Below are 20,461 nucleotides of genomic sequence, written 5' to 3'. Positions count from 1 at the left end.
TCCGGTGGAAGTAGGCAAAGAAGTGCTGGCGATCGACGAGCGGTATTTCCGGCCGACGGAAGTGGACCTGCTGCTGGGTGATCCGACCAAAGCGATGACCAAGCTCAACTGGCAGCCCAAGTATGATCTGGTGGGTCTAGTCAAGGACATGATGCGGGCGGACGTAGAGCTGTTCCGACGGGATCAACTGCTGGCCGGCGAAGGTCACCTGGTGCCCAATTATTACGAGTAACGAACACGAGGCCGGTTTTCGGGCCGGTAAACTGCTTATCATTTATGTCATTGACTTCGAACCAACGTGCCAAGGTGATTAGCCTCGATCTTTCACTGGGCAATTACCGGCAATTTCAGGAGGAAATCATACAGGCAGCAAAGGCAAAACAGGCGAAATCGGCCTGTTTTGCCAATGTCCACATGACCATCGAGTCAAAATTCAATTCGAACATCGCGCAGGCTGTCAACGGGGCCGACTGGGTTTTGTGTGATGGCGTGCCTTTGTTGTGGAGCCTGCGGTGGCTTTACGGGGTAAAACAAAACCGGGCTACCGGGCTGGATATGCTGCCTGATTTATTGCAGAATGCCGCCGAGACCGGGGTTTCTGTCTTTTTTTACGGCTCGACTCCGGAGATTTTGCAGCAGACCGTCGACGTTTGCCGGCAAAAATACCCGCAACTGACCGTTGCCGGAACGTTGTCACCCCCGTTCAGAGCCCTCACGCCGGAAGAAGATGAGCAGGTGATCGAGCAGATCAGGCAATCGGGAGCCGGTTTGGTATTCGTCTCGCTGGGTTGCCCGAAACAGGAACTTTGGATGGGTAAAATGCGGGGACGTATCCCGGCCGTACTGCTGGGCATTGGCGGAGCCTTACCGGTTTTGGCCGGTGATGTAAAGCGGTCGCCGGAATGGATGCAGCGGGCGGGGCTGGAATGGTTGTTCCGGTTTTTGCAGGAGCCGAAACGCCTGTTCAAGCGGTATGCGGTTACGAACAGTCTGTATACTTGGTATTTGGTGAAGCAACTGATGAAAGGGAACCAGTCCCCGCGCTACGAGGCAACGATGCATTCGTAGTTGAAAAGGATCGAAAGCCTATGCGGACTTACTTACGGCTTATTGTTTGTGCTTTTTTAGCCGGCCACACAGTCGATGCCCAGAACCAGCGGGCATCGACTGTTCAGTTTTCGGGCGAGCTGGGAGCGATGGCTTCAACAGCGCGCCAGACACCGTTCTGGTTCCGGGCAAATCAGTTCGGAACCGTGCCTTCGACGATGCCGTTGGGCATCGTCCGGCTGGGAAGTTCGGGCGTTTTTTACAAAGACAGCACCCGCCGGGGCTGGGCCTTCGGTTACGGGGCCGAACTGGTGGGCAATGCGGGTCCGGCGGGCCGTCTGCTGCTTCCGGAAGCTTATGTGACAATTCGAAACGGTTCTTTTGAGCTGTTGGCCGGGCGCAGAAAGGATGTTGTAGGTCTGGTAGACAGTACGTTATCCTCCGGTTCTTATTCGTGGTCCACCAATGCGCTGCCGCTCCCGAAAATCCAGCTGGGTACCCGCGGATTTATTCCCCTGCATTTTACGGGCGACCTGATTGCTATCAACGCGTTTTTTGCGCACGCCTGGTTTACCCGAACGGATTCCGTAAAAAAATCCTTTCTGCACCAGAAAGCGTTCTATGGTCGGGTCGGAAAGCCCAACTGGAAGGTGAAATTGTTCGGTGGAATTGTTCACAACGTGCAGTGGGGCGGCCGGTCGGAGTATCTGGGCATAGGAAGTTCGGTTAGCGGGCAATTGCCGTCTTCCTTCAAGGATTTTCTCCACGTCATCGTCGCAAAACCGCCCGTGCAGAACAACAGTGTGTCCTACCACGATCGGGTGAATCAATTGGGAAACCACGTCGGCTCGATCGACCTGGGGGCCGAAATCACTTTTCCAAAATGGGATGCGCTGGCGTATTACCAGCACCCTTTTGAAGACAAATCTGGAATTGCGTTCATGAATTTTCCGGACGGTTTATATGGTTTTCAGCTGAAACGCCGGTCGATAGAAGGGCCATACCCGGTTTTCCGCTTCAATCGGTTGCTGTTTGAATATTTAACGACCCTGGATCAGAGCGGTAATACCATCGAAACCCGGTATACAATGTACCAGGGTATCGACGATTATTTCAACAATTTCCAGTACAAAGACGGTTGGGCGAATGCGCAAACAATTCTGGGGACGCCTTTTTTGTCCCGGCGGCCGGATGTAAAAGAGCGGTGGCAGAACGTGCCCGGGAAGTACGAGTTGATGGTGGTCAACAACCGGGTAGCGGTTTTTCATGTCGGTCTGGAAGGAAAATTCGCGTCCGGAACGCAGCTCATGACGCGGTTTTCAGTGAGCCAGAATTATGGGACCTATCGCAATCCGTTTGGGCAATCGGCTAACCAGTTCTCGGGGGTAATCTGGCTCAAATGGCCAGCGAAATGGTTAGGCGGAACAGAGCTCAACACTGCCGTCGCACTTGATAACGGTAATCTTTATACGAAATCGCTGGGTGGCTGGATAAGTCTGAAAAAAATCTGGAACAGATGAGCCGGTTTTCAGGCTAACGTGGCATCGTAAATACTAAATAAACCGGAAGGAATATGATGCGTTCCCGCTCTTCTCTGTTTTCCTTTTCTTCAAGTATTGTTATTCTGTTTTGTCTACTGCCTATAAGGCAGGATAGCCGGCATTTGCCCGGTAAGCAAAACCGCAGCAATACATCGGGATTCGTCGCCGATCCGCCTGATAGCACAGCCACGTTAAAATCGGCCGCCCCGTTTCCGATTGGAGCGGCTTTTAATTCTGCAATTATTACGAAAAACGCCAGAAACCGGGTTTTATTTTTGAAAGAATTTAACGCTAAAACCGTCCACGTGTACATGAATATTGAGCGAAAACCGGGTCAATTTACCTTTAAAGAACCGGATTTCTGGGTCAATTTTACAGAGCAAAATCCGCTTCGTTTGCACGGGCATTGTTTACTTTATCACATCGGTGCGCCGAATTGGTGGAAGGGCTTTGGTTCTGATACAGCCGGTTTTGAAAAAGCCGTCGAGAGGCATATCAAAACAACGGTTGGGCGCTATAAAGGCAAAATAAAAAGCTGGGATGTCATCAACGAACTTTTCAAATATGATTCCGGTATAATCCGTCCAACTTTTTTTAGGGAGTATTACCCAAATGACAAAGCGTATGTAGCCTTCGTGAAACGATGTTTTCAGTGGGCGCACGAAGCCGATCCGAATGCATTGTTGTTTTATAATGATTTCAGTTTTGAGGATTATCCAGCTAAGGTGCAGGCTGTTCTAGACTTAATCGAGGATTTCAGGGAAAGTGGAACGCCCATTCACGGCATCGGAACACAGATGCATATCCGGTTTAATACCAGCAATAAAGGAATTGAAAGCTCGCTGAGAGCGTTAGCATCAACGGGACTATGGATTCATATTTCAGAGCTGGATATTCAGATGAATCCTAAGAATAACAATGCCATTATTTTTTCAAAATCCTATTTGGATCTGCAGCGTGTTAAGTATCAGGATATCGCCCGGATTTACAGAAAACAGGTTCCTGGGACTCAACAATACGGAATAACGCTCTGGAGCTTTGGCGACGCAGATAGCTGGTTGATTACAGATAAAAAGCAACGTGATATTCCCACTTTATTCGATACAAAATATCAAAAAAAACCGGCTTTTTACGGTTTGCTTTCAGGACTAAAAGAGAACTAATCTGATAAACTACATGATGTCTTTGTAAATAGACATCAAGATATCGTAATTCGATTTCGGCGTATAATTTGTCAAATATTCTTTCCGGCCTTCTAAACCCATCGCCGTTGTTAATTCAGGATTCCGGTAAAGTAATTCGATTTTATCGGCCAGATCCTCAGCGTTTCCACCTTCGTAAGTATAACCGGTAACACCATCTTTTATTAGTTCAGGAATACCGCCCATGCGGGAGCCAATCACCGCCGTACCTTTGGCATAAGCTTCAATAACAACCCGGCCGAATGGCTCATGCCAAAGGGAAGGAATGACCAAAATCCGCGCTTTACCAATAACATCGTACGTATCCAGCAAGGATAGTTTTCCGAGGTACTCTACATTATTTTTCTCCGCATATTTAATGACTTCAGGCGACAGCGGTCCTTCGCCAATTATTTTCAAATGCACTGAGGAACCGAGCAGTGAATGCGCTTTTAACAAATGTTCAATTCCTTTTTCGGTTTGCAGCCGTCCCACATACACAATATAGTTTTCTTTGGTTGGCGATATGCCCGGATCAGGATAAACAAAATTAGGTTTAACGTAGATTTTATCAGCGGGAAAACCACCAGTAATTAACTTTTGCCGGACAAACTGCGAAACGCTAACGAATGCGTCAATTTGCTGCCAGGTGGGCAGCAAATTATGCAGGGCTAACATGGACGATGCTACGGTGGTAGCTTCCCGGTTATCACGGTAGCATTTATGCTGAATAGCGGTCGTTTTAATGGATTTCGTTACGCAGCTTTCGCAAATATTTCCATCGCGATACATCGTTGCGCTGGGACATAATAGGCGATAATTCCGGACTGCTTGTACAACCGGGACATTTTCGGATTTTGCCGCATAATAAACCGAAGGGGATACTAACGGGAAAAAATTCTGGACATGGATAACGTCGTGCTTCTGATCGCGCAGTAATTTCTTTACGTGCTTGTAAGAATCCTGCGACCATAGCGACCGTAAGGCCAGCGAAATTTTTGAAAGCTTCGCAACCTTGGTATTGTTTTCAATGTACGAAGTAACCGTGTTGCCGAACTGTTCCAGTATCCCTACTTCGGCTCTTCGCGATTCGTCTTCTCCACCCTTAATAAGGTACTCGTTATGAATACTTAATACTCTCACGGTTTTAACTAATTTATAAAGGTTGTGTTGTTAATGACAGCATTGATGCCGGGCTGGTTTTAGCTTTCTTTTGGAACCTAACTTCAATATAAGTGTACGTTAATAGTGACATACAATGAATAATACCCAGGCAGAAAATAGCGTAAACGATTTCGTTCGTCAGGGTATGCGGAATTTTAACAACTTTAAAAACGATTAGATTGATAACTCGAACAACAAGATAATGATTTAAATAATACGAATAGGAGTATCGGCCTAAAAATTCAAGCTGATTCCTGGATAATAGTTTGGAAATAAATCCTTCTTCTTTTGAAAATACCAATACAACCAGACTGAACCACAAAGGCATTAACCAGCTTGTTGAAGGGGTATAAGCATATAAGAAATAGAGTGTGATGGCAAGAGTGGATATCTCAATGAGGGAATTAAACCGTAATGAGTTAAAAAATCGGGATTTGTAAACTAAATAAACCAACATACCTAAGATGAACCCATATAGGCACCTCAATGCACCATAATCAAAGGTATAAACGATGTTCCCTGCGTGCTTTACAATAAAGAAGAATAGGACAGGAAGAACCGAGAGTGTTAGAAGAAGCAGATTTTTACGAAAAGCAACTAAAAGCACGGCCCAAATGATGTAGACGTAAAATTCAGCGCTAATGCTCCAGCTTGGAACGTTCCATGATACGTAATCAAATATTCCCAGCGATTGGGTAAGCGTTAAGTTTCCTATAAAAGTGAAGATGTTTTCTTTTACAAAAATAGGATCGTCGATTTTGACAAAATAGCGATTCACTAAAAATCGGAGTGATTCGTATCCAAGTGCAAGAAACAATGTAAACAGATGCAATGGATAGAGTCGGTAAAATCTTCTTTTTAAAAACGGAATAATTTGTGCGTAATCTTTAATCTTTGGCAAACTGCTGTATGAAATCACAAAACCGGATAACACAAAAAAGAAATCGACGAAAATATCACTCTGCGAAATTAACACACTCTTGTTGGCGACTTGAATGCCAAACGATTTCATGTGAAAAAAAATCACCATGATCGCAGCAATACCCCGAAAAGAATCTAAGACCTTGAATCGCATGGTAGTATAAGAGTATCACTTACTTAGCTGACCTAACAAACCCTTTCTTAAAATAAAGAGATTCTAAAAATCTTCTTGGGTATACTTCAAAATACTGATACGTATATCTTGAAATGTAAAATAGTATAGCAACGTAAGGGATGATTGTCAAATCGTACCAGACTGATTCAACTTTCCAAAAGCGTAAGATTGCTATATCAAAGAACGTTTTTATCAAGGCATTATTCATATAGATCGAATAGGATAAAATGCCCAGTTCTTTAAAAAATGAAGTGTCCATTTTCTTTGAGATCCATCCTTGCTCGAATGAAAACACGATAATTGTTAAAAGAAAAAATAGGGGAGAGATGTAGCTAACGGAAGTCCAGTAACCTACTGACCAAAGAGAAATCGATAATGTGGCAAACTCTAGAACCGTAAATAAAGGAAAGTAAGATTTATTTTTTTGATTCAACGAAGGAATCTTTTGAGTCAGAAGGAAATAAACTTCCGCTGCAATACATCCTAGAAAAAAGCTATACGTGCATCTATAAATTCCAGGAATTCCTATTTTTAGTGATAAACTCCCAGTAACATAATAAATGATGATTAAGGAAGTAATCGAAAAGCCAAGAAAGATTAGTATTCTGGTAAATGATGGAAAACGATTGATGTAAACGATTGAAATGCAAAATATAATATAAGCAAAAACTTCGGCACTGATTGACCAACTTGATGTATTCCAAGATAGGTAATCTAACCCGGCTATTGGTAGTCCATATGTTTGCACTAAAAATACGTTAGCTACAAAACCGACAAATCGATGATTGTAAAAAGGTGGGTAATTGAAGAGTCCGTATTTGTAAAGAAACAGCTTGGTAGTCTCGAATAAAAGGAAGATAATCAAAAGAGCAAAGTGTAACGGGTAAAGCCTTATAAAGCGTTTAATCAGAAACTCTTTCTGCTGACTCACGGTCTGAATGTTATGGTAGTTGTAATAAATTACAAAACCACTAAGCGTGAAGAAAAAATCAACAAACAACCATCCATGTGAGATGACGGCAGTATGGCCAATAATACCCGGCCCTGGTTTGAAATGGTACAATGCTACAATAAGGGCAAAAATGCCTCTAAAACCATCTAAAATGTGAAAACGCTTACCCATTTTTATATCTATTATTCAATTAATAATTGGTATTGAAAGCTACCGCATAGTTCTTGAGACTCAATTGATTAAAAACATTTTCATAATGCTCCATAACAATGTTTTCATCATAGAGCCTAGCTCCTTTAATGAGCGTTTCTTTTGCAATTGGATTATCAATTGCGTATTCAATTTTATCTGCTAGCGCATCGACGTCATATACGGGAACGATATAGCCGAATTGTCCATTATCTAAAATTTCAGCCGGACCGCTCTTACAATCCGTTGCCACAATTGTTGTCCCGGCAGCCAGTGCTTCTACCAATATTACGCCAAAGCCCTCCCATTTAGAAGGTAAGACAAACACATCTGCTTTATTAATCCACGAAACCGGGTTTTTCTTAAAACCAACCAGCTTTGCAATATCGTTAATCCGATAGTTATCAATCTTTGATACTAGCTCATTGTGCAAAGGTCCTTCGCCTACTATAATCAGTTTTATTTTTCTCTTTAAAGAAATTTTATAGACAGCATCAATCAAGTCCGAAAAGTTTTTTTGATCCATTAAACGACCGACACCCATGATTACTGGACAGTCTTTTTCAATAAGCCAACTTTCATCTACAAATTCTTCAGCTTTGATTAATAATTCTTCATTATATGCCGGATTATAGATTGTTGTAATTCTATCTTCCGGAATTTTTGCAAACTTACTCAAGTCCTTTGCTACTCCGGTAGAAACAGAAATTATTGAATCGGCATAGCGATACAAGAGAGGTATAAACAAAAAGCTTAGCTTATAAACGGACCATGGTAACATCCTGAATTCTTCGAAAGTATTGCTGTGCTCGGAGATAACTACCTTTACATTAGCGCCTGCAAAATATTTCGCTGTAACTGCTAAAATATTGAAGCTTGGTACACCTGTAAATAGAATATCATATTTTTCAGATCTTAGATGTTGGATCAGATACTTTAGCAAAACGATCCGGTTTTTAGTATTGGGAGATATTACATTTATATTCTCATTTAGAAGATCAAGGTATTGACCGTTTTTTACTCCTAATAATAATGTGACTTCATAGCCATTATTAGCCAGATAATTTGCAACATGCACTATAATTCTTTGTACACCACCTTGGGCTAAATCACGATACATTAATATTATTTTCATAATTGACTTTTAAAAGCTTCTTTCTTCTGTAAGGAACCGTTGGTAGTTACCGGAGAAACACTGATTGCGCAAATCAAAAACATGACCCAGTATACATTGTTGTATTTTAATAGAAAGCTTTCTGTGAAACTTACGATAGTAAGAAATATTAAAACCAATATATACCAGTAAGAGTGATATTCAGGACTATTTTTAATGAAATTGAGAGAACGTTTATACGCTTTTGATAGGATTACAACAAAGAGAGACAAACCAAGTAAGCCTAACTCTAAAGTAATGTCGATAAAGCCGTTATGCCCTTGCTCTGGATTCCAGTCGGCGTCCGTCCAGACACCTTTGGATAATAATTTAGGAATCCAGAATGCACTGTATCCGTAACCGTATATTGGGGATTGATAAATGTATTCCATTAATAACGTCCAGAGTGGCAACCGACCACTGAAAGAATCGTCTTTTCCAATTGCGCTGTAAGCCGTTTCACTACTTTCGATGGCAAATGAAGCCAAAAATTGAGAAGATAATAGAAGGACGACGACTATGGCTATCAGTTTTGATTTCTGATAGTTTTTATAGGCCCACTTCAAGATAAAATAGATAGGGAATAGAGCGAAAAAGGCGATTTGGGAAGTTGATGATCTGGACATCAAAAGCAAGCCTAGACATAATAATGCAATGATTCCGATAGAAAGCCGACTTGACTTAGTCTGCTTGTAATAAAGGATAGTTGATATTAAGCACAATCCAGCAATACGCCCTAATCCATTTTTGTGAAAATATACGCCTTGCCACGCCCCCTGATGAACGCCTGACGCAATTCCATATTCTGGTACTAGTATTATTATTAAGTAACTGCTTGTAACAATCAGACAGGTTAAATAAAAAAATAATTTCAATAAGTTAAGGCCTCTGAATTTATCACTTATATAGAAGGCGAAAAGCAATGTAGATAGAAAAGAGCTTATTTTTCTCAATGTAACATCAGGAGCTTGCGACCAGCCAACTGAGGCAACAACCAGGATTGTTAATAAAACAATAAAAGTGTTCTTCTTAATATCTTTTAATAACTTATAATATCGCTTAGCGAAATAGTAAATCATAATCCCGTAAAGCACCAGCCAAAAGTATTTCACTGCACTGGCCGAGGCAGTGTTATTTTGTATAGCTTGCTCATCAGCAATTAAATACAAAATAGCCCCGCTCAGTATGTATAGAAGAAAAGCATTTACGATGTAAGTAAATGTCCTGACCTTTTTAACCCCTGGAAAGCCATTCGTTAGAAGAAAGGGCTGTTGTGCTTCAATTGGAAAAGCGGTATTCATACATTCGTTCGTTTACTGATTGATATGAATTTTAATTTCTCAATCATGGGATCAATTCTAATGATGTTTAGCTTAATTAAGATGATCACGTAAAATAGAATGCTAATGGTTGATTTAAGAATCAGTGCCGCGTAAATATTATTTATGTCAAGTATCGAGAATAAATAATAAAGTAGGGCGCTGACTACCAATAAGCTCCACATATAATTAAAATTAGGATGTGGAATGTAGTACTCTCGTTTGCCTATAATTATACTGAGCAGCATAATGAGGACATACGTCAAAACCGTTGAATAGGCTGCCACAATAATTCCGTATTGTTGCAGGAAAAAAACGTTAATAATAATTTTGAATACAGATCCTGTCAGATAGATATAAGCTAACTTGTCGGTTCTTCCTTTAAATTGAAAAGAATTGTTATAATGAAAGATGGACAAACCGTACAAAACCGTACTAACGACAATGTAAGGCATAATGAGTGTGGCGCTCGTCCGATAGGCTTCTCCAATAAATAGGGAGGTAATCTCTTTAGATACTAAAAAAAGCAGAGATCCAAGGACGGTAGCTACGATTAACAGAGTATTTCCATTTTCCTTCATTTTCTGAAGAAGCAGACTTTCCTTTTTCTCCTCGTAAATTTTGACGAGCATTGGAAAATTAGTCATATTAATAATCAGAAAAGGAACCCAGATAGCCTGTCTGTATAAATCAAAACCGACTGAATACAAACCAGCTTCTTTATTTCCCAGGAACTCGGCGATTAGTAATTTATCAATTACATTATTAATGAAACTTGACGAAAGCATCAATGCCAGCGGAATTCCGTATTTTAATATATCAACCGACTCTGCTTTAGCAAATCCTTTACCGGAAGACGACAAATTCTTGTCTTTATAAATCAGCAGGGGTACTGATTGTGACAGAATATAAGCGACAACGATGGAAATAAAACTTCTGTACACGTAGGCAAGACTTATCGATAATATTACGAATAACACCGATCGTATTAATTCGGACTTCGCATACGTTTTAGCTTGTAAAGATGACCGTTGCAGTTCCAGATTAACGTCATAAACCGAATAGACAATCAGCCAGATGAAGCCAAGTGTGTAAATGGCCAGTTGATCCGGTTTGAAGCAGACAATTATTGTACTTACGATGAGCGATATGAACAAGGTGATTTTGCCAAATTTTAATACCGTGTTTACAAACTCCTGTTTCGTTATGTCTTCGTATTTATGGATGTAACGCGCAATCGTAACGCGCAACCATTGGAACAATAACGAATTACTCAGCATGACGCCCGCAAAAATTACATTATACGTACCTAATTCTTCAGGTACTAATAAATAGCTGAAGACCGACAAGGTCAGGAAGGTCGCTACCGAAGGAGTGAACCTTGCTATTGTATATAAGATAGTTTGTTTCATTCGTAAGCTAGCCGAATAAATTCGTTGCTGAACGGGCCGTTTATCGGGCGTTCTTATCGCCTTTGATCATTTTTTCTACGGTCCACCAACAGATTTTTATGTCCAGGAGAACGGAAGGATATTTTGTGTACCAGACGTCGTACCGCACCCGGTGTCTCATCTGATTGATTTCGGCCGTTTCTCCCCGTAAACCTTTCGACTGAGCCAGGCCGGTAATACCCGGTTTTACGGCAAATCGTTGTTTATACTCCGGTATCAACGGTAAGTATTGCACGTCCAGCGGAATGGGGTGTGGTCTGGGCCCAACGACGCTCATGTGCCCGGCAATGACATTCAAAACCTGCGGTAATTCATCCAGATTGGTTTTCCGCAAGACGCGCCCGATGCGGGTTATCCGGATGTCATTGTGGGTGGCCTGCTTGAAGGAAGCATTTTTCTGGTACTTCATGGTCCGGAACTTCAGACACGGAAACGGCCGCCCATTTCGGCCTGACCGTAACTGGACGAACAGAATAGGACCCCGGGATTCCAGCTTGATCAGGAGTCCAATCAGTGGCAGCAGCCACGACAGGATGAACACCGTAACCAGAATAGCGACTGTGATATCGAAGAACCGTTTTCCTGCCGGTTGCTGCTTGCTCGCAGCCGTCTCACTGACGACATAATACGAGGAGTCAGGTTGTAATAGGTTGAGCATAACGTTTCCAGTTGAGGGGTGCAATTCGGGCAATCGTCTTACTAACCGGGTCCAAAATAACCCGGTCAGGAAAGATCAAAAGTTGAGAATTGAAGAAAAGCGGTTTTTAACTGCCCGGCAGCAGGCGTTTTAAAAATGGTTTCCGTTTGTCGGATTCCTGTTCGTAGTAACCACCGGAGCCATATCCGTACCCGTAGCCATACCCATATCCGTAGCCATTGCCTTCGTTGATCGAGTTCAGAATCAGGCTCAGCTTCCGGAACCGTTGCTCTTTGTACATCACGTCGACCATCTTCAGGTGCTGCTTTGGCGTTACATCGTGCCGCACCACATACATCGTCGCATCGGTTTTGTCGGCCAGAATCTGGGCGTCAGTAACCAGCCCGATAGGAGGGGAGTCGACAATAATGTACTGAAAACGCTCTCTCAGCTGCTGGAACAACTCATCGACCTTGTCACTAACCAGCAATTCGGCGGGGTTCGGCGGAATCGGGCCACTGGTCAGAATGTAGTAGTTGTCCATGCCCGGGATGGGTTGCAGAATGTCGTCCAGCGTCACTTGCCCCACCAGAAAATTACTGATACCGGCCGTGTTCGGCATGTCGAGCATGGAGTGCAGTTTCGGACGGCGCAAGTCCATTTCCAGAATAACCGTAGGACGGTCGATCAGCGCCAGACTGGCTCCTAGGTTTAACGAGATGAACGATTTTCCTTCCCCACTGATGCTGGATGTAAACAGAATGGCCAGACTTTCGTTGTTGGAGCGCAGGAATTGCAGGTTGGTTCGTAATGCCCGGACCTGTTCGGCCACGATCGACCGGCTGTTGCTCGTAACGACCAGCGGAAATTTGTGCTTGGCGTAGGCAATCTCACCCACGATGGGCGTGCTGGTTAACTCTTCGATATCGGTCCGTTTGCCGATGCGGTTATTCAGCATATCACGGGTGGCAAAAGCACCAATCGGAATCAACAGGCCAACCGCCCCGAACAAGAGGAAAATCAGCGGTTTTTTCGGCTTGATGGGTTTGCTGCTGCTGCGGGCTTTATCAATCGTTCGGCTATCCGCAATGGCTGACGCATACGACAGGGCGGTTTCTTCGCGTTTGGCGAGCAGGTACGTATACAGGTTGTTTTTGATGGCCTGCTGACGGGTAATATCCAGTAAAGCCCGTTCTTTACGCGGAACCGAGCGAATCATCGACTCAAACTTGCGGTTGTGCACCATGAGCTTCTGGCGAGTACCCGTCAGAATATTTTTCATGGTCTGGATATTGTCGCGAATATTGGACTTGGTCGACCGGATCTGATCGTCCAGCGAATGAACCAGCGGGTTATTCTCCGACGTCGTCTTGATCAACTTCTCCCGCTGGAGTTCCAGTTCGGATATTTTCGTAATCAAACCGAGCAGGGTCGGATCGCTCAGGCCCAGCGTGGACGGTGCCGCACCGGTTTCGCCTTCCTTCCGACTGATGTAGTTCGTTATATCGTCGAGCGCACCCAACTGAATGTTCACCTGACTCAGCTGCGCGTCGTTCTGCTGAACGTTTTGCAGGAAGATCTGCGATTCGGTGCTGATGTCCGTAATGCCCTGAGCCGATTTGTAGGTTTCTACATTTTTTTCAACGGACGCTAATTCGCCCGAAATTAATTCAAGCCGTTCTTCAATGAAATCCAGCGTATTGGCCGCCACAAGATTTTTATCTTTAAGAGCAGCATCGTTATACTCTTCGACGATTTTATCAAGGATATTACGTCCTTTTTCAGGAACGGCGGTTTCCAGGCTCAGAATCAATACTGTCGACTGCTTGCTGGTTGCTTCTACTTTCAGATCTTCAACGTATTTCTGAATAACTTCCTGCTTAGGAGCGACATAAACAACAACTGGAAGCGTGTCCAGTTTAGAAGTCCGCTTGGAAAACACCCTGATCCGGCCGTATTCTGTGTTAATGCTTTGATTAACCGGATACCTTTTTTCTCCAATCTTAACCGTAGATGGATTTACATACCCGATGGTTAAAGGCTCTTCGTACAACAGAGCGTTAGGGCGTTCGATAACGAGCCGAAAGGGCGCATTGTTGTAAATTTCGCGTTCACCGACCGGCGTATCATGGAAATAAGTAACGTCCAGTGCCAGAGCATCGTTTACTTTCTCCATGATGGTGTAGGACTTGAGAATTTCAATCTCGTTCTCGACCACTTTCGAGTCGGTGAAGAGATCCATCTCTTTCATGATGTTGTCGGCCGAAATTCCCTTCTTCTCGTCCTTAATTAAAATGCTGCTCTGTACTTTGTAGATAGGCACCTGGTACATCAGGTAGGCATAGCCAAGGCCTAAAGCCACAACGAGCGAGAGCAGGAACCATTTCCAGTTTTTTAAATACCGGAAGAGGATCAGCCGGAGGTCTGGCTCTTTTTCCTCCTGCTGATGGTAAACATACGGAGTTGTGATCATAACGTTGTTGAGTAATTGGGTACTATTGGTTGGCAGTTGGTCCACGCGGGATTTCGCTGCCGGTAATGCTTTATTAACGGCGCAGAATAACCGCTATCAGGGATAGCGCGCCGATAATTGATGGTAGAATGGTGTAAAAACGATCGGCATAGGCCAGTCGGGCTTTACCCGGTTCTACGTATACGACATCATTAGGATGCAGGTAATAATAGGGCGACTTAAACAAGTCCCGCTGATTCATATTGACCCGGCCAAATTCCCGCTTCCCGTTGGTCTCCCGAATAATCATGACATTGTCCCGGCGACCGTAGATGGTGATATCACCCGCCAGGCTGAGCGCTTCAGTCAGCGTCATTTGCTCGTTAGGCACACTGAACATGGACGGGCGGGCTACTTCGCCCAGCACGGAGATTTTAAAATTCAAAAACCGGACAGCCACCGTGGGTTCTTTCAGGTAGTTCTTAAGCTTTTCCTGAATCAGTTCCTGCGCACGAACGGACGTTAATCCGCTTACCTTCACTTTGCCCACAAGCGGCAATTGAATATTGCCATCGGGGTCTACCAGGTAACCCACCACGGCCGTTACCGGAATCTGGCCGTTATAGGTTTGGTAGGTAGACATGCGTTCGGCTCCCGCGTAGGGGTTGAAAAAGTTGCTGGCTTCCTGGTTTAGACTATTGACATTTATACCTAACAAATCGTTGGTCTGAATAGCCGGAATATACCGGTTTGTAATTTCCTGCGCTATGGCTGTGCTGTCGGTTACCGGACTTTGAAAGTAGGTAATCTGCTTTTGTGAGATGCAAGATGAGAAACCAATAATGAATAAGGCAAATACGAGCCAGTTCCAATTCTTCATGTGCTGTGAATGCGATCAATATTTAAATTCTTACCTACTTGTTTATTGCTATATGTCTGGTAAATGCCCCTTAACTGATTTCTCTTTTTCCTAATTGGAGGACTGTCTGAAACAGGTGATTTTGGACTACTCAAGAACGACGCAAAAATAATTTCATAGTTTTTAAGTAGTCATTTTTAGGTATTTTATACCGTATCCTAAATTTTGGGATCAGGATTTTAGGAATTGCAAAAATATTTTCTCATTTTTCGCCATCAAATTATTTGTCAGACTTCTTATTTGTAATTCATCCGTTCGCAGTTGAGGTGCTTACTTTGCTAGTCTACTAAAAATTTGAAATTTTTTTTGCAATTACTTAGTGAAATTAACCAGGTTTTTAATCTTTATCGCTTGTTCGTTTGCCATGCGTAAGTATGAATTGACCGACTCACAATGGGAGAAGTTAAAGGACATGATGCCTTCCAACAACCGCCCCGGCCGGCCGTGGCGTTCCCATCGCCAATCTATCAATGGTATTCTCTGGATCTTGAACTCCGGCGCGCCCTGGCGTGATTTGCCTGAGCGTTACGGTTCCTGGAAAACCATCTATGATCGCTTTCGTCGCTGGCAGCGTGACGGTACGCTCACGAAAATTCTAACGCTTTTGCAGTTGAATTTTCCTGCCGTAACAGCCGCCGAGAATTACACGCCGATTACTTCGGAACAGAATCTCTCAGCAGTTAATTAGGTAGTATTCTACCTCACTATTGAAAAACCGTGTACTTCAAAAGACGAAATAAGTGATACGTGTGGTTGTTGCAACGTTTGTTGAAAAATATCTAGCAGACAGAGGTGTAATAACTTCAACGGATGAAGTGCACTTAAGGCTCAGAGTAAATTATAAACTCTTAAATTACGCTGGAGCAAATTTGAATTCGTACAGTAAATACCTACAATTATCAGTCAATCGTTAAGCTATTTATACGCTTTTGCTCTTGCGAATTACAATTCAAATATAGATAAAATTGTTATAAAACAAGAGTTGTGTCCGTAAAATAAATGTTAATTAGGATTATTGTTATATTAACTTTGTTGAATTAAAGTTTTCTTAACAAGATAACCTTCTAATTAACAGACAAGGGATTCGACCTGTTCAGGCTTATGTAGTCGCAATTTCTGTGCCAGTAGTGATTTTGTCGATCAGTATTGTTGAGATAGTACAAAAGAAAAGTCGGATCTGAACAGACGTTCCGCGACCCGACTTTGGTAATCGAAAACAAGTATAAACTAGGGTGATGATCAGGCAATAATCTGTTTAGAAAGTAAATCAAGATACATTTCGGTGCCCAGCACCTCTTCCGGTGTATCGATCGTTGCTAGCTGAAGCAGAAAGTCGCGCAGATCAGGTGAAATCTCGTACGTGATGTACAACCGGCGGTCGAAAAGAACCGGGGCATCTTCCAGATCACAGATTGAATACCGATCTTGGTTGAATGCGATCCTTTTTTGAACGCGCTGCCGGTGGGGTTTTGGCGTGTCGGCCTGTTGTTCCAGTTCGTGCTGGTCGAGGAATTTATGAATGTAATTCCATCCTTCCCACTGTTCCGGATACTTGGTCAAATAGTGCCAAAACGAATCATAGAGGTGCTGAAGGCTCAGTTGACAATACGTGTCGCGGTCACCAGTAGCCTCCGGTGTAACCGGGTCAAGGAAAGACAGCACGTTGTTCAGGTTTCTATCGCGGTAGCCAATAACCGGAATGATGGGGGTTTTGGTTACATACGATAAGAAACCAACTCCTTTACGGGCCCAAACATTTTTGGCTCCGAAACGTACCTGAATTTCTTTATCTTCCTGACGGTTTACGCCCGTTGTGTTGGTCACACCGTCAATAAAGATAACCAGGGAGGTTCCAGCCCGCAGTTCGCGGATGACCTGCAGCGTCGATGACGGCTGTTCGGCCACAAGAATCTGGAAGGAGTTGGTTAAATTGTGCTTTTTTTGCAGGCCTTTAATGGTGGCCCAAATGTCTTTACCTTGTTCCTGATACGTACCTTTGCTGACTAACAAGGCAACATCGACCCCATTGCGGTAGAGATACGTGGCCATCAGGCGATAAGAACCCAAATGGAACGTGCAATAGATATTAGGTCGCTGGCTCTGAATCAGTTCCCGTATGGGACCTTTGGTTTGAATCAGGTCGTTTGCGGTCAAAAATTGCTGGTCAAACGTGGTATAAACCTGCTGGAGCAGCAATTTCTGAAAAAGATCCTCGTGCTTCTCTATCGGAATCTCAGGCAGAATGTTCTGGACACTGGCCGAGAACGTAGTAAACTTGAAGAGGTATCCTTTTTCTTTCCGGAGATCGAGAGACTCGAATTGTTGGCGACAACGATCCAGTTCCCGTTGATATTGATGCACGAAGTTGCTCATAAGAATTTACTTAAGAAAGGGCCAGTTGATCCGCACCGTTGGGTTGCAAACCGTGGAAAGAAGGCCACCAGTCGCAGCAGATTTGATCGTCTTTTCCGGCTTTCACCAGGTGCGCATTTTCGTTGGTTTCATTTTTGGCTACCACGTTCAGGTTAGCAGCAGCTGAGTTCAATAATTGTTTTGCTGAGTTGATAACAAAGTTCTTTTTCATGACGATAGATGATATGAGAGTGATTAAATTGTCTGTCATCAATCGGTCATTTTGCCCGGGATTATTTGCCGATTGACTGATACAAAAGTACCCGGTCAAGGCAGGCAAAAGAATGGCAACTTTTGTCTAAAATATTATGCAGCTTTAGTAACTAATTACTATTATTTGTTAGTAACTTAGCACAGTCCAAGAAATCGGACCCTGATTGGAGTAGCAATGACGGAAGTACCGCTAAATTTGAAGTATATTCGAAGACCCTTCAAGAGCCTTAGTATTCTGCTGTTAGCGGTGCTTACTTTTGAAGCGTTCAACTGGCTGTTTGCTTTTGAAAAGAAAATTTTAAAAGTTAAAGAGTACGGCGGTGTGCTCGGTTATATCTGGATCTTGTTCCGGGGCGGTATCTTACCGGAGCTCTGTACATTGATTATCCTACTGATGCTTCTGAACGTTTACCATGAAGCCTGCCGGATCAAACGCCTTGAACTGACGCCCCGAAATATCATCAATTACGAGGTGAAAGTTCTGCCCGTTATGCTGCTGGCTTTTTTCCTATTTAATCCGGTTACCCAAACCGTACGTTACCTGCTCGTTGAGTTTCCAAATTACGATCTTGAACTATACCTGGAAAACTACATCCAGGGAACCTACAATATCAAGTATTATTTCTTTTACCTGATTCCAATTCTGATCATGGGCTACGGAGCCGTCAACGGATCCTTGCTCACGGACGTTTTGGAACAACGCCGGCAACGGAAGCGAAACACCGAAACGGCAGACCCTTATCAGTCGCTGACTCCACAACCCGGTTCGTTCCTAACTCACCTCAAAGTCAAAAACACGTTTGGCGAAACCATCATCGCCGTTCAGGACTGCTATTGGTTTGAAACGGAAGACCGGTATTACTACGCCATTCATCCCACGGGCCGATTAGCCATCACCAAGACGATGAACGAGCTGGAGACGGAATTAAACCCGGAATTGTTTTTCCGAACGAAACGAAACTGTATTATTAACCTCAGCCTTGTTACCAGTTACGCCTATTGGGAGAATGGCAAATACATTATCCGGATGCAAACGCCCAATAATGACGAAATGGACATGCCTCGTGCCCGTTTGCAGGATTTTAAAAACCGGCTCCTACGGTTCTCCGCTCAGGAAGTGGAATATCTGCCTCCAAAAAGCGAAATTATATAAATACCTACGAGCAAATTTGTCTTTCGTATTTTTTTACTTCTGAATTATTATTCAAAGGTAGTCTTTTATGGAGATTCCGTAGCGCGTCAGGTTGCGGCAACTTCCTAATTCCAGCTTTTGCGCAATGTTGGTTTTGTGATTAGCGAGCGTCCGATAGCTGATGTGCAACTGATCCGCAATTTCATGTCCCGAGGTTCCCTGCGCCACCAATCGCAGAATTTCAAGCTCTCGTACACTCAGCCGGTTTAATTGTTGTTTTGTCTCATCGCTCATTACGTTCATGCCGTAATTTTTGAGCAGCAAAAGAAAACCGGGGCTGTAATAATAGCCTCCTTTAGTAATCGTCTGAAAACATTTGTACAGTTCGTCCAATCCGTCGTTTGCGTATAAAAAACCGTAAAAGCCCTGTTGCATGGCATTGGCAACCAGTTTTAGATCCGGTTTGCTGGTGTACAGGATGAATTTGGTGCGTTGATTGTCCGTACGAACCTGCTGAACAATGTCAACACTTCGCCTTCCAGAAATCTCCGATTCCAGAATGACGCATTGCGGCTGTTTGACCCGAATTTGCTGAAGCGTATCCTCCATTTCAATTGCCTTCCCAACTACATTGTATCCCTGCTCTTTGAGTAACTGGCAAAGTACCTCGCACGTGAATAGCTCAGCCTGGGCTACTAAAATAGAAAAGTCTTTTCGTCGCAGGGAAAACGAAAGAGCGGACGATTCTGATTGTGAATTTGTTTTGTTCATGGTAAACGATGGTAGCCTTGCATTTGAGTGCTACAAGTTAATAGACCTAACGAATTCGTTGAGCGGGTTGAAATCAATACTTTTATGCGTGAAATAACCAAAAAAGGTGCCAGGCTACCTCACGCTCTCCAATGGGTTGATACCCTTGAGAATCCGGGAGAATTGACAGAGAGAATTCGACGCTATATACACTAAATTTGGTTATTTCACACGGAAAAGTAGTCATTCCGTACGAAATGACTTTTTTGATCGAAATTGATGGCGTAGTTTTCACTTGTAAATCACACGAAAACAAGGATTGAACTACAAAATTAATAACAATGCGGAACGTTAAGAATTTAACTGCACAACAAGTGGAGCAACTCCGTCAGACAATTCGTGAGAGCCAAAACAACGTCCTGAAAAAACGTTGCCAGTGTGTGCTGTATAGCTACTATGGATTGACAGTTAGCGAACTAATGGATATGTTTGCGGTCGATCGTCGCAGTATCTATAATTGGATGAATCGCTGGCAGGAAGATGGCGTTCAGGGTTTACAGGATAAACCGGGTCGGGGCTTGAAACCGAAACTGAATCCGGAAGACAAGCAGCATGTTGAGAAGGTTATGAAAGCGATGATGACGTATCCCAAAGAACCGCGTCAGGTGTTGCAGCAAATCAATCACCAGTTGCCAAAGCCTATTAGCCAGGATACACTGCGTCGCTTTGTAAAGAAAATATCAAGTTTGGACAGCATGGCTGCCTGATTGTTACTATACTATACAAAAAAGAATGCATTTTGACAAGAGGAGCGTCTGGCTCTCGTCAAAATGCATTCTTTTTTATGAGTCCA

At 43.4% G+C, this 20,461-nt stretch carries 19 protein-coding genes; 7 read left to right on the top strand and 12 right to left on the bottom strand.

All coding sequences use genetic code 11. The features are described 5' to 3' along the window. The 4 genes from ACYVHX_RS04490 to ACYVHX_RS04475 all read left to right on the top strand — a co-directional run. Positions 1–232, top strand: a 232-nt coding sequence (locus tag ACYVHX_RS04490; protein WP_460670401.1) for a GDP-mannose 4,6-dehydratase, incomplete at its 5' end; no start/stop codon positions are given. A gap of 44 nt (positions 233–276) precedes the next feature. After that, positions 277–1,068, top strand: coding sequence for a WecB/TagA/CpsF family glycosyltransferase (locus ACYVHX_RS04485; protein ID WP_460670400.1), 792 nt, complete (start codon positions 277–279; stop codon positions 1,066–1,068). 20 nt (positions 1,069–1,088) lie between these two features. Continuing rightward, on the top strand, positions 1,089–2,567 hold the full coding sequence (locus tag ACYVHX_RS04480) for a capsule assembly Wzi family protein (protein ID WP_460670399.1): 1,479 nt from the start codon (positions 1,089–1,091) through the stop codon (positions 2,565–2,567). 53 nt (positions 2,568–2,620) lie between these two features. After that, positions 2,621–3,751 carry an endo-1,4-beta-xylanase gene (locus tag ACYVHX_RS04475; protein ID WP_460670398.1) on the top strand — a complete coding sequence of 377 codons (1,131 nt, stop codon included), beginning with the start codon at positions 2,621–2,623 and terminating at the stop codon, positions 3,749–3,751. A 9-nt stretch (positions 3,752–3,760) separates the two neighbouring features. Here ACYVHX_RS04475 and ACYVHX_RS04470 read toward each other — a convergent pair whose 3' ends face one another. From ACYVHX_RS04470 to ACYVHX_RS04430, 9 genes are all read right to left on the bottom strand, one after another. Further along, entirely contained in the window at positions 3,761–4,912 is a 1,152-nt protein-coding gene (locus tag ACYVHX_RS04470; protein WP_460670397.1) for a glycosyltransferase, read from the bottom strand. 13 nt (positions 4,913–4,925) lie between these two features. Beyond that, positions 4,926–6,008 carry an acyltransferase family protein gene (locus ACYVHX_RS04465; RefSeq protein ID WP_460670396.1) on the bottom strand — a complete coding sequence of 361 codons (1,083 nt, stop codon included), beginning with the start codon at positions 6,006–6,008 and terminating at the stop codon, positions 4,926–4,928. 19 nt (positions 6,009–6,027) lie between these two features. After that, positions 6,028–7,152, bottom strand: coding sequence for an acyltransferase family protein (locus tag ACYVHX_RS04460; RefSeq protein ID WP_460670395.1), 1,125 nt, complete (start codon positions 7,150–7,152; stop codon positions 6,028–6,030). A gap of 19 nt (positions 7,153–7,171) precedes the next feature. Next, positions 7,172–8,305 (bottom strand): glycosyltransferase, encoded by a 1,134-nt coding sequence (locus tag ACYVHX_RS04455; protein WP_460670394.1) that lies wholly within the window; start codon positions 8,303–8,305, stop codon positions 7,172–7,174. Beyond that, entirely contained in the window at positions 8,302–9,624 is a 1,323-nt protein-coding gene (locus ACYVHX_RS04450; RefSeq protein WP_460670393.1) for an O-antigen ligase family protein, read from the bottom strand. The genes ACYVHX_RS04455 and ACYVHX_RS04450 overlap by 4 nt, the downstream gene beginning before the upstream one ends. Next, the gene (locus ACYVHX_RS04445; protein WP_460670392.1) at positions 9,621–11,054 is read right to left on the bottom strand and encodes a lipopolysaccharide biosynthesis protein; all 1,434 of its coding nucleotides are present in this window, start codon (positions 11,052–11,054) and stop codon (positions 9,621–9,623) included. Before ACYVHX_RS04445 ends, ACYVHX_RS04450 begins: the two co-directional genes overlap by 4 nt. A gap of 40 nt (positions 11,055–11,094) precedes the next feature. After that, positions 11,095–11,751 (bottom strand): sugar transferase, encoded by a 657-nt coding sequence (locus tag ACYVHX_RS04440; protein ID WP_460670391.1) that lies wholly within the window; start codon positions 11,749–11,751, stop codon positions 11,095–11,097. A 106-nt stretch (positions 11,752–11,857) separates the two neighbouring features. Further along, positions 11,858–14,203: a GumC family protein gene (locus tag ACYVHX_RS04435; RefSeq protein ID WP_460670390.1), complete on the bottom strand. Its 2,346-nt coding sequence runs from the start codon at positions 14,201–14,203 to the stop codon at positions 11,858–11,860. A 73-nt stretch (positions 14,204–14,276) separates the two neighbouring features. Next, a complete protein-coding gene (locus ACYVHX_RS04430; RefSeq protein WP_460670389.1) occupies positions 14,277–15,062 on the bottom strand; it encodes a polysaccharide biosynthesis/export family protein in 786 nt (261 codons plus the stop codon). Between the two features lie 403 nt (positions 15,063–15,465). Here ACYVHX_RS04430 and ACYVHX_RS04425 point away from each other — a divergent pair, with 403 nt between their 5' ends. Continuing rightward, positions 15,466–15,789, top strand: a complete 324-nt coding sequence (locus ACYVHX_RS04425; protein WP_460670388.1) for a transposase — start codon at positions 15,466–15,468, stop codon at positions 15,787–15,789. 551 nt (positions 15,790–16,340) lie between these two features. Here the strand turns inward: ACYVHX_RS04425 and ACYVHX_RS04420 are convergent. Both ACYVHX_RS04420 and ACYVHX_RS04415 read right to left on the bottom strand, forming a co-directional pair. Continuing rightward, entirely contained in the window at positions 16,341–17,474 is a 1,134-nt protein-coding gene (locus ACYVHX_RS04420; protein ID WP_460670387.1) for a lysophospholipid acyltransferase family protein, read from the bottom strand. A gap of 10 nt (positions 17,475–17,484) precedes the next feature. Continuing rightward, positions 17,485–17,685, bottom strand: a complete 201-nt coding sequence (locus ACYVHX_RS04415) for a hypothetical protein (protein ID WP_460670386.1) — start codon at positions 17,683–17,685, stop codon at positions 17,485–17,487. Between the two features lie 435 nt (positions 17,686–18,120). Here ACYVHX_RS04415 and ACYVHX_RS04410 point away from each other — a divergent pair, with 435 nt between their 5' ends. Then, positions 18,121–18,879 (top strand): LytTR family DNA-binding domain-containing protein, encoded by a 759-nt coding sequence (locus tag ACYVHX_RS04410; RefSeq protein WP_460670385.1) that lies wholly within the window; start codon positions 18,121–18,123, stop codon positions 18,877–18,879. Positions 18,880–18,930: 51 nt separating this feature from the next. Here the strand turns inward: ACYVHX_RS04410 and ACYVHX_RS04405 are convergent, their stop codons facing one another. Next, positions 18,931–19,629 carry a LuxR C-terminal-related transcriptional regulator gene (locus ACYVHX_RS04405; protein ID WP_460670384.1) on the bottom strand — a complete coding sequence of 233 codons (699 nt, stop codon included), beginning with the start codon at positions 19,627–19,629 and terminating at the stop codon, positions 18,931–18,933. Positions 19,630–19,949: 320 nt separating this feature from the next. Between ACYVHX_RS04405 and ACYVHX_RS04400 the strand changes: the two genes are divergently transcribed. After that, a complete protein-coding gene (locus tag ACYVHX_RS04400; RefSeq protein ID WP_460670383.1) occupies positions 19,950–20,375 on the top strand; it encodes a helix-turn-helix domain-containing protein in 426 nt (141 codons plus the stop codon). The last annotated feature ends 86 nt before the right edge of the window (positions 20,376–20,461 follow it).

It is taken from the genome of Larkinella ripae, assembly GCF_054780775.1.
The sequence above is the reverse complement of the archived record's forward strand: the minus strand, read 5'-3'. Positions and strand labels throughout refer to the sequence as shown.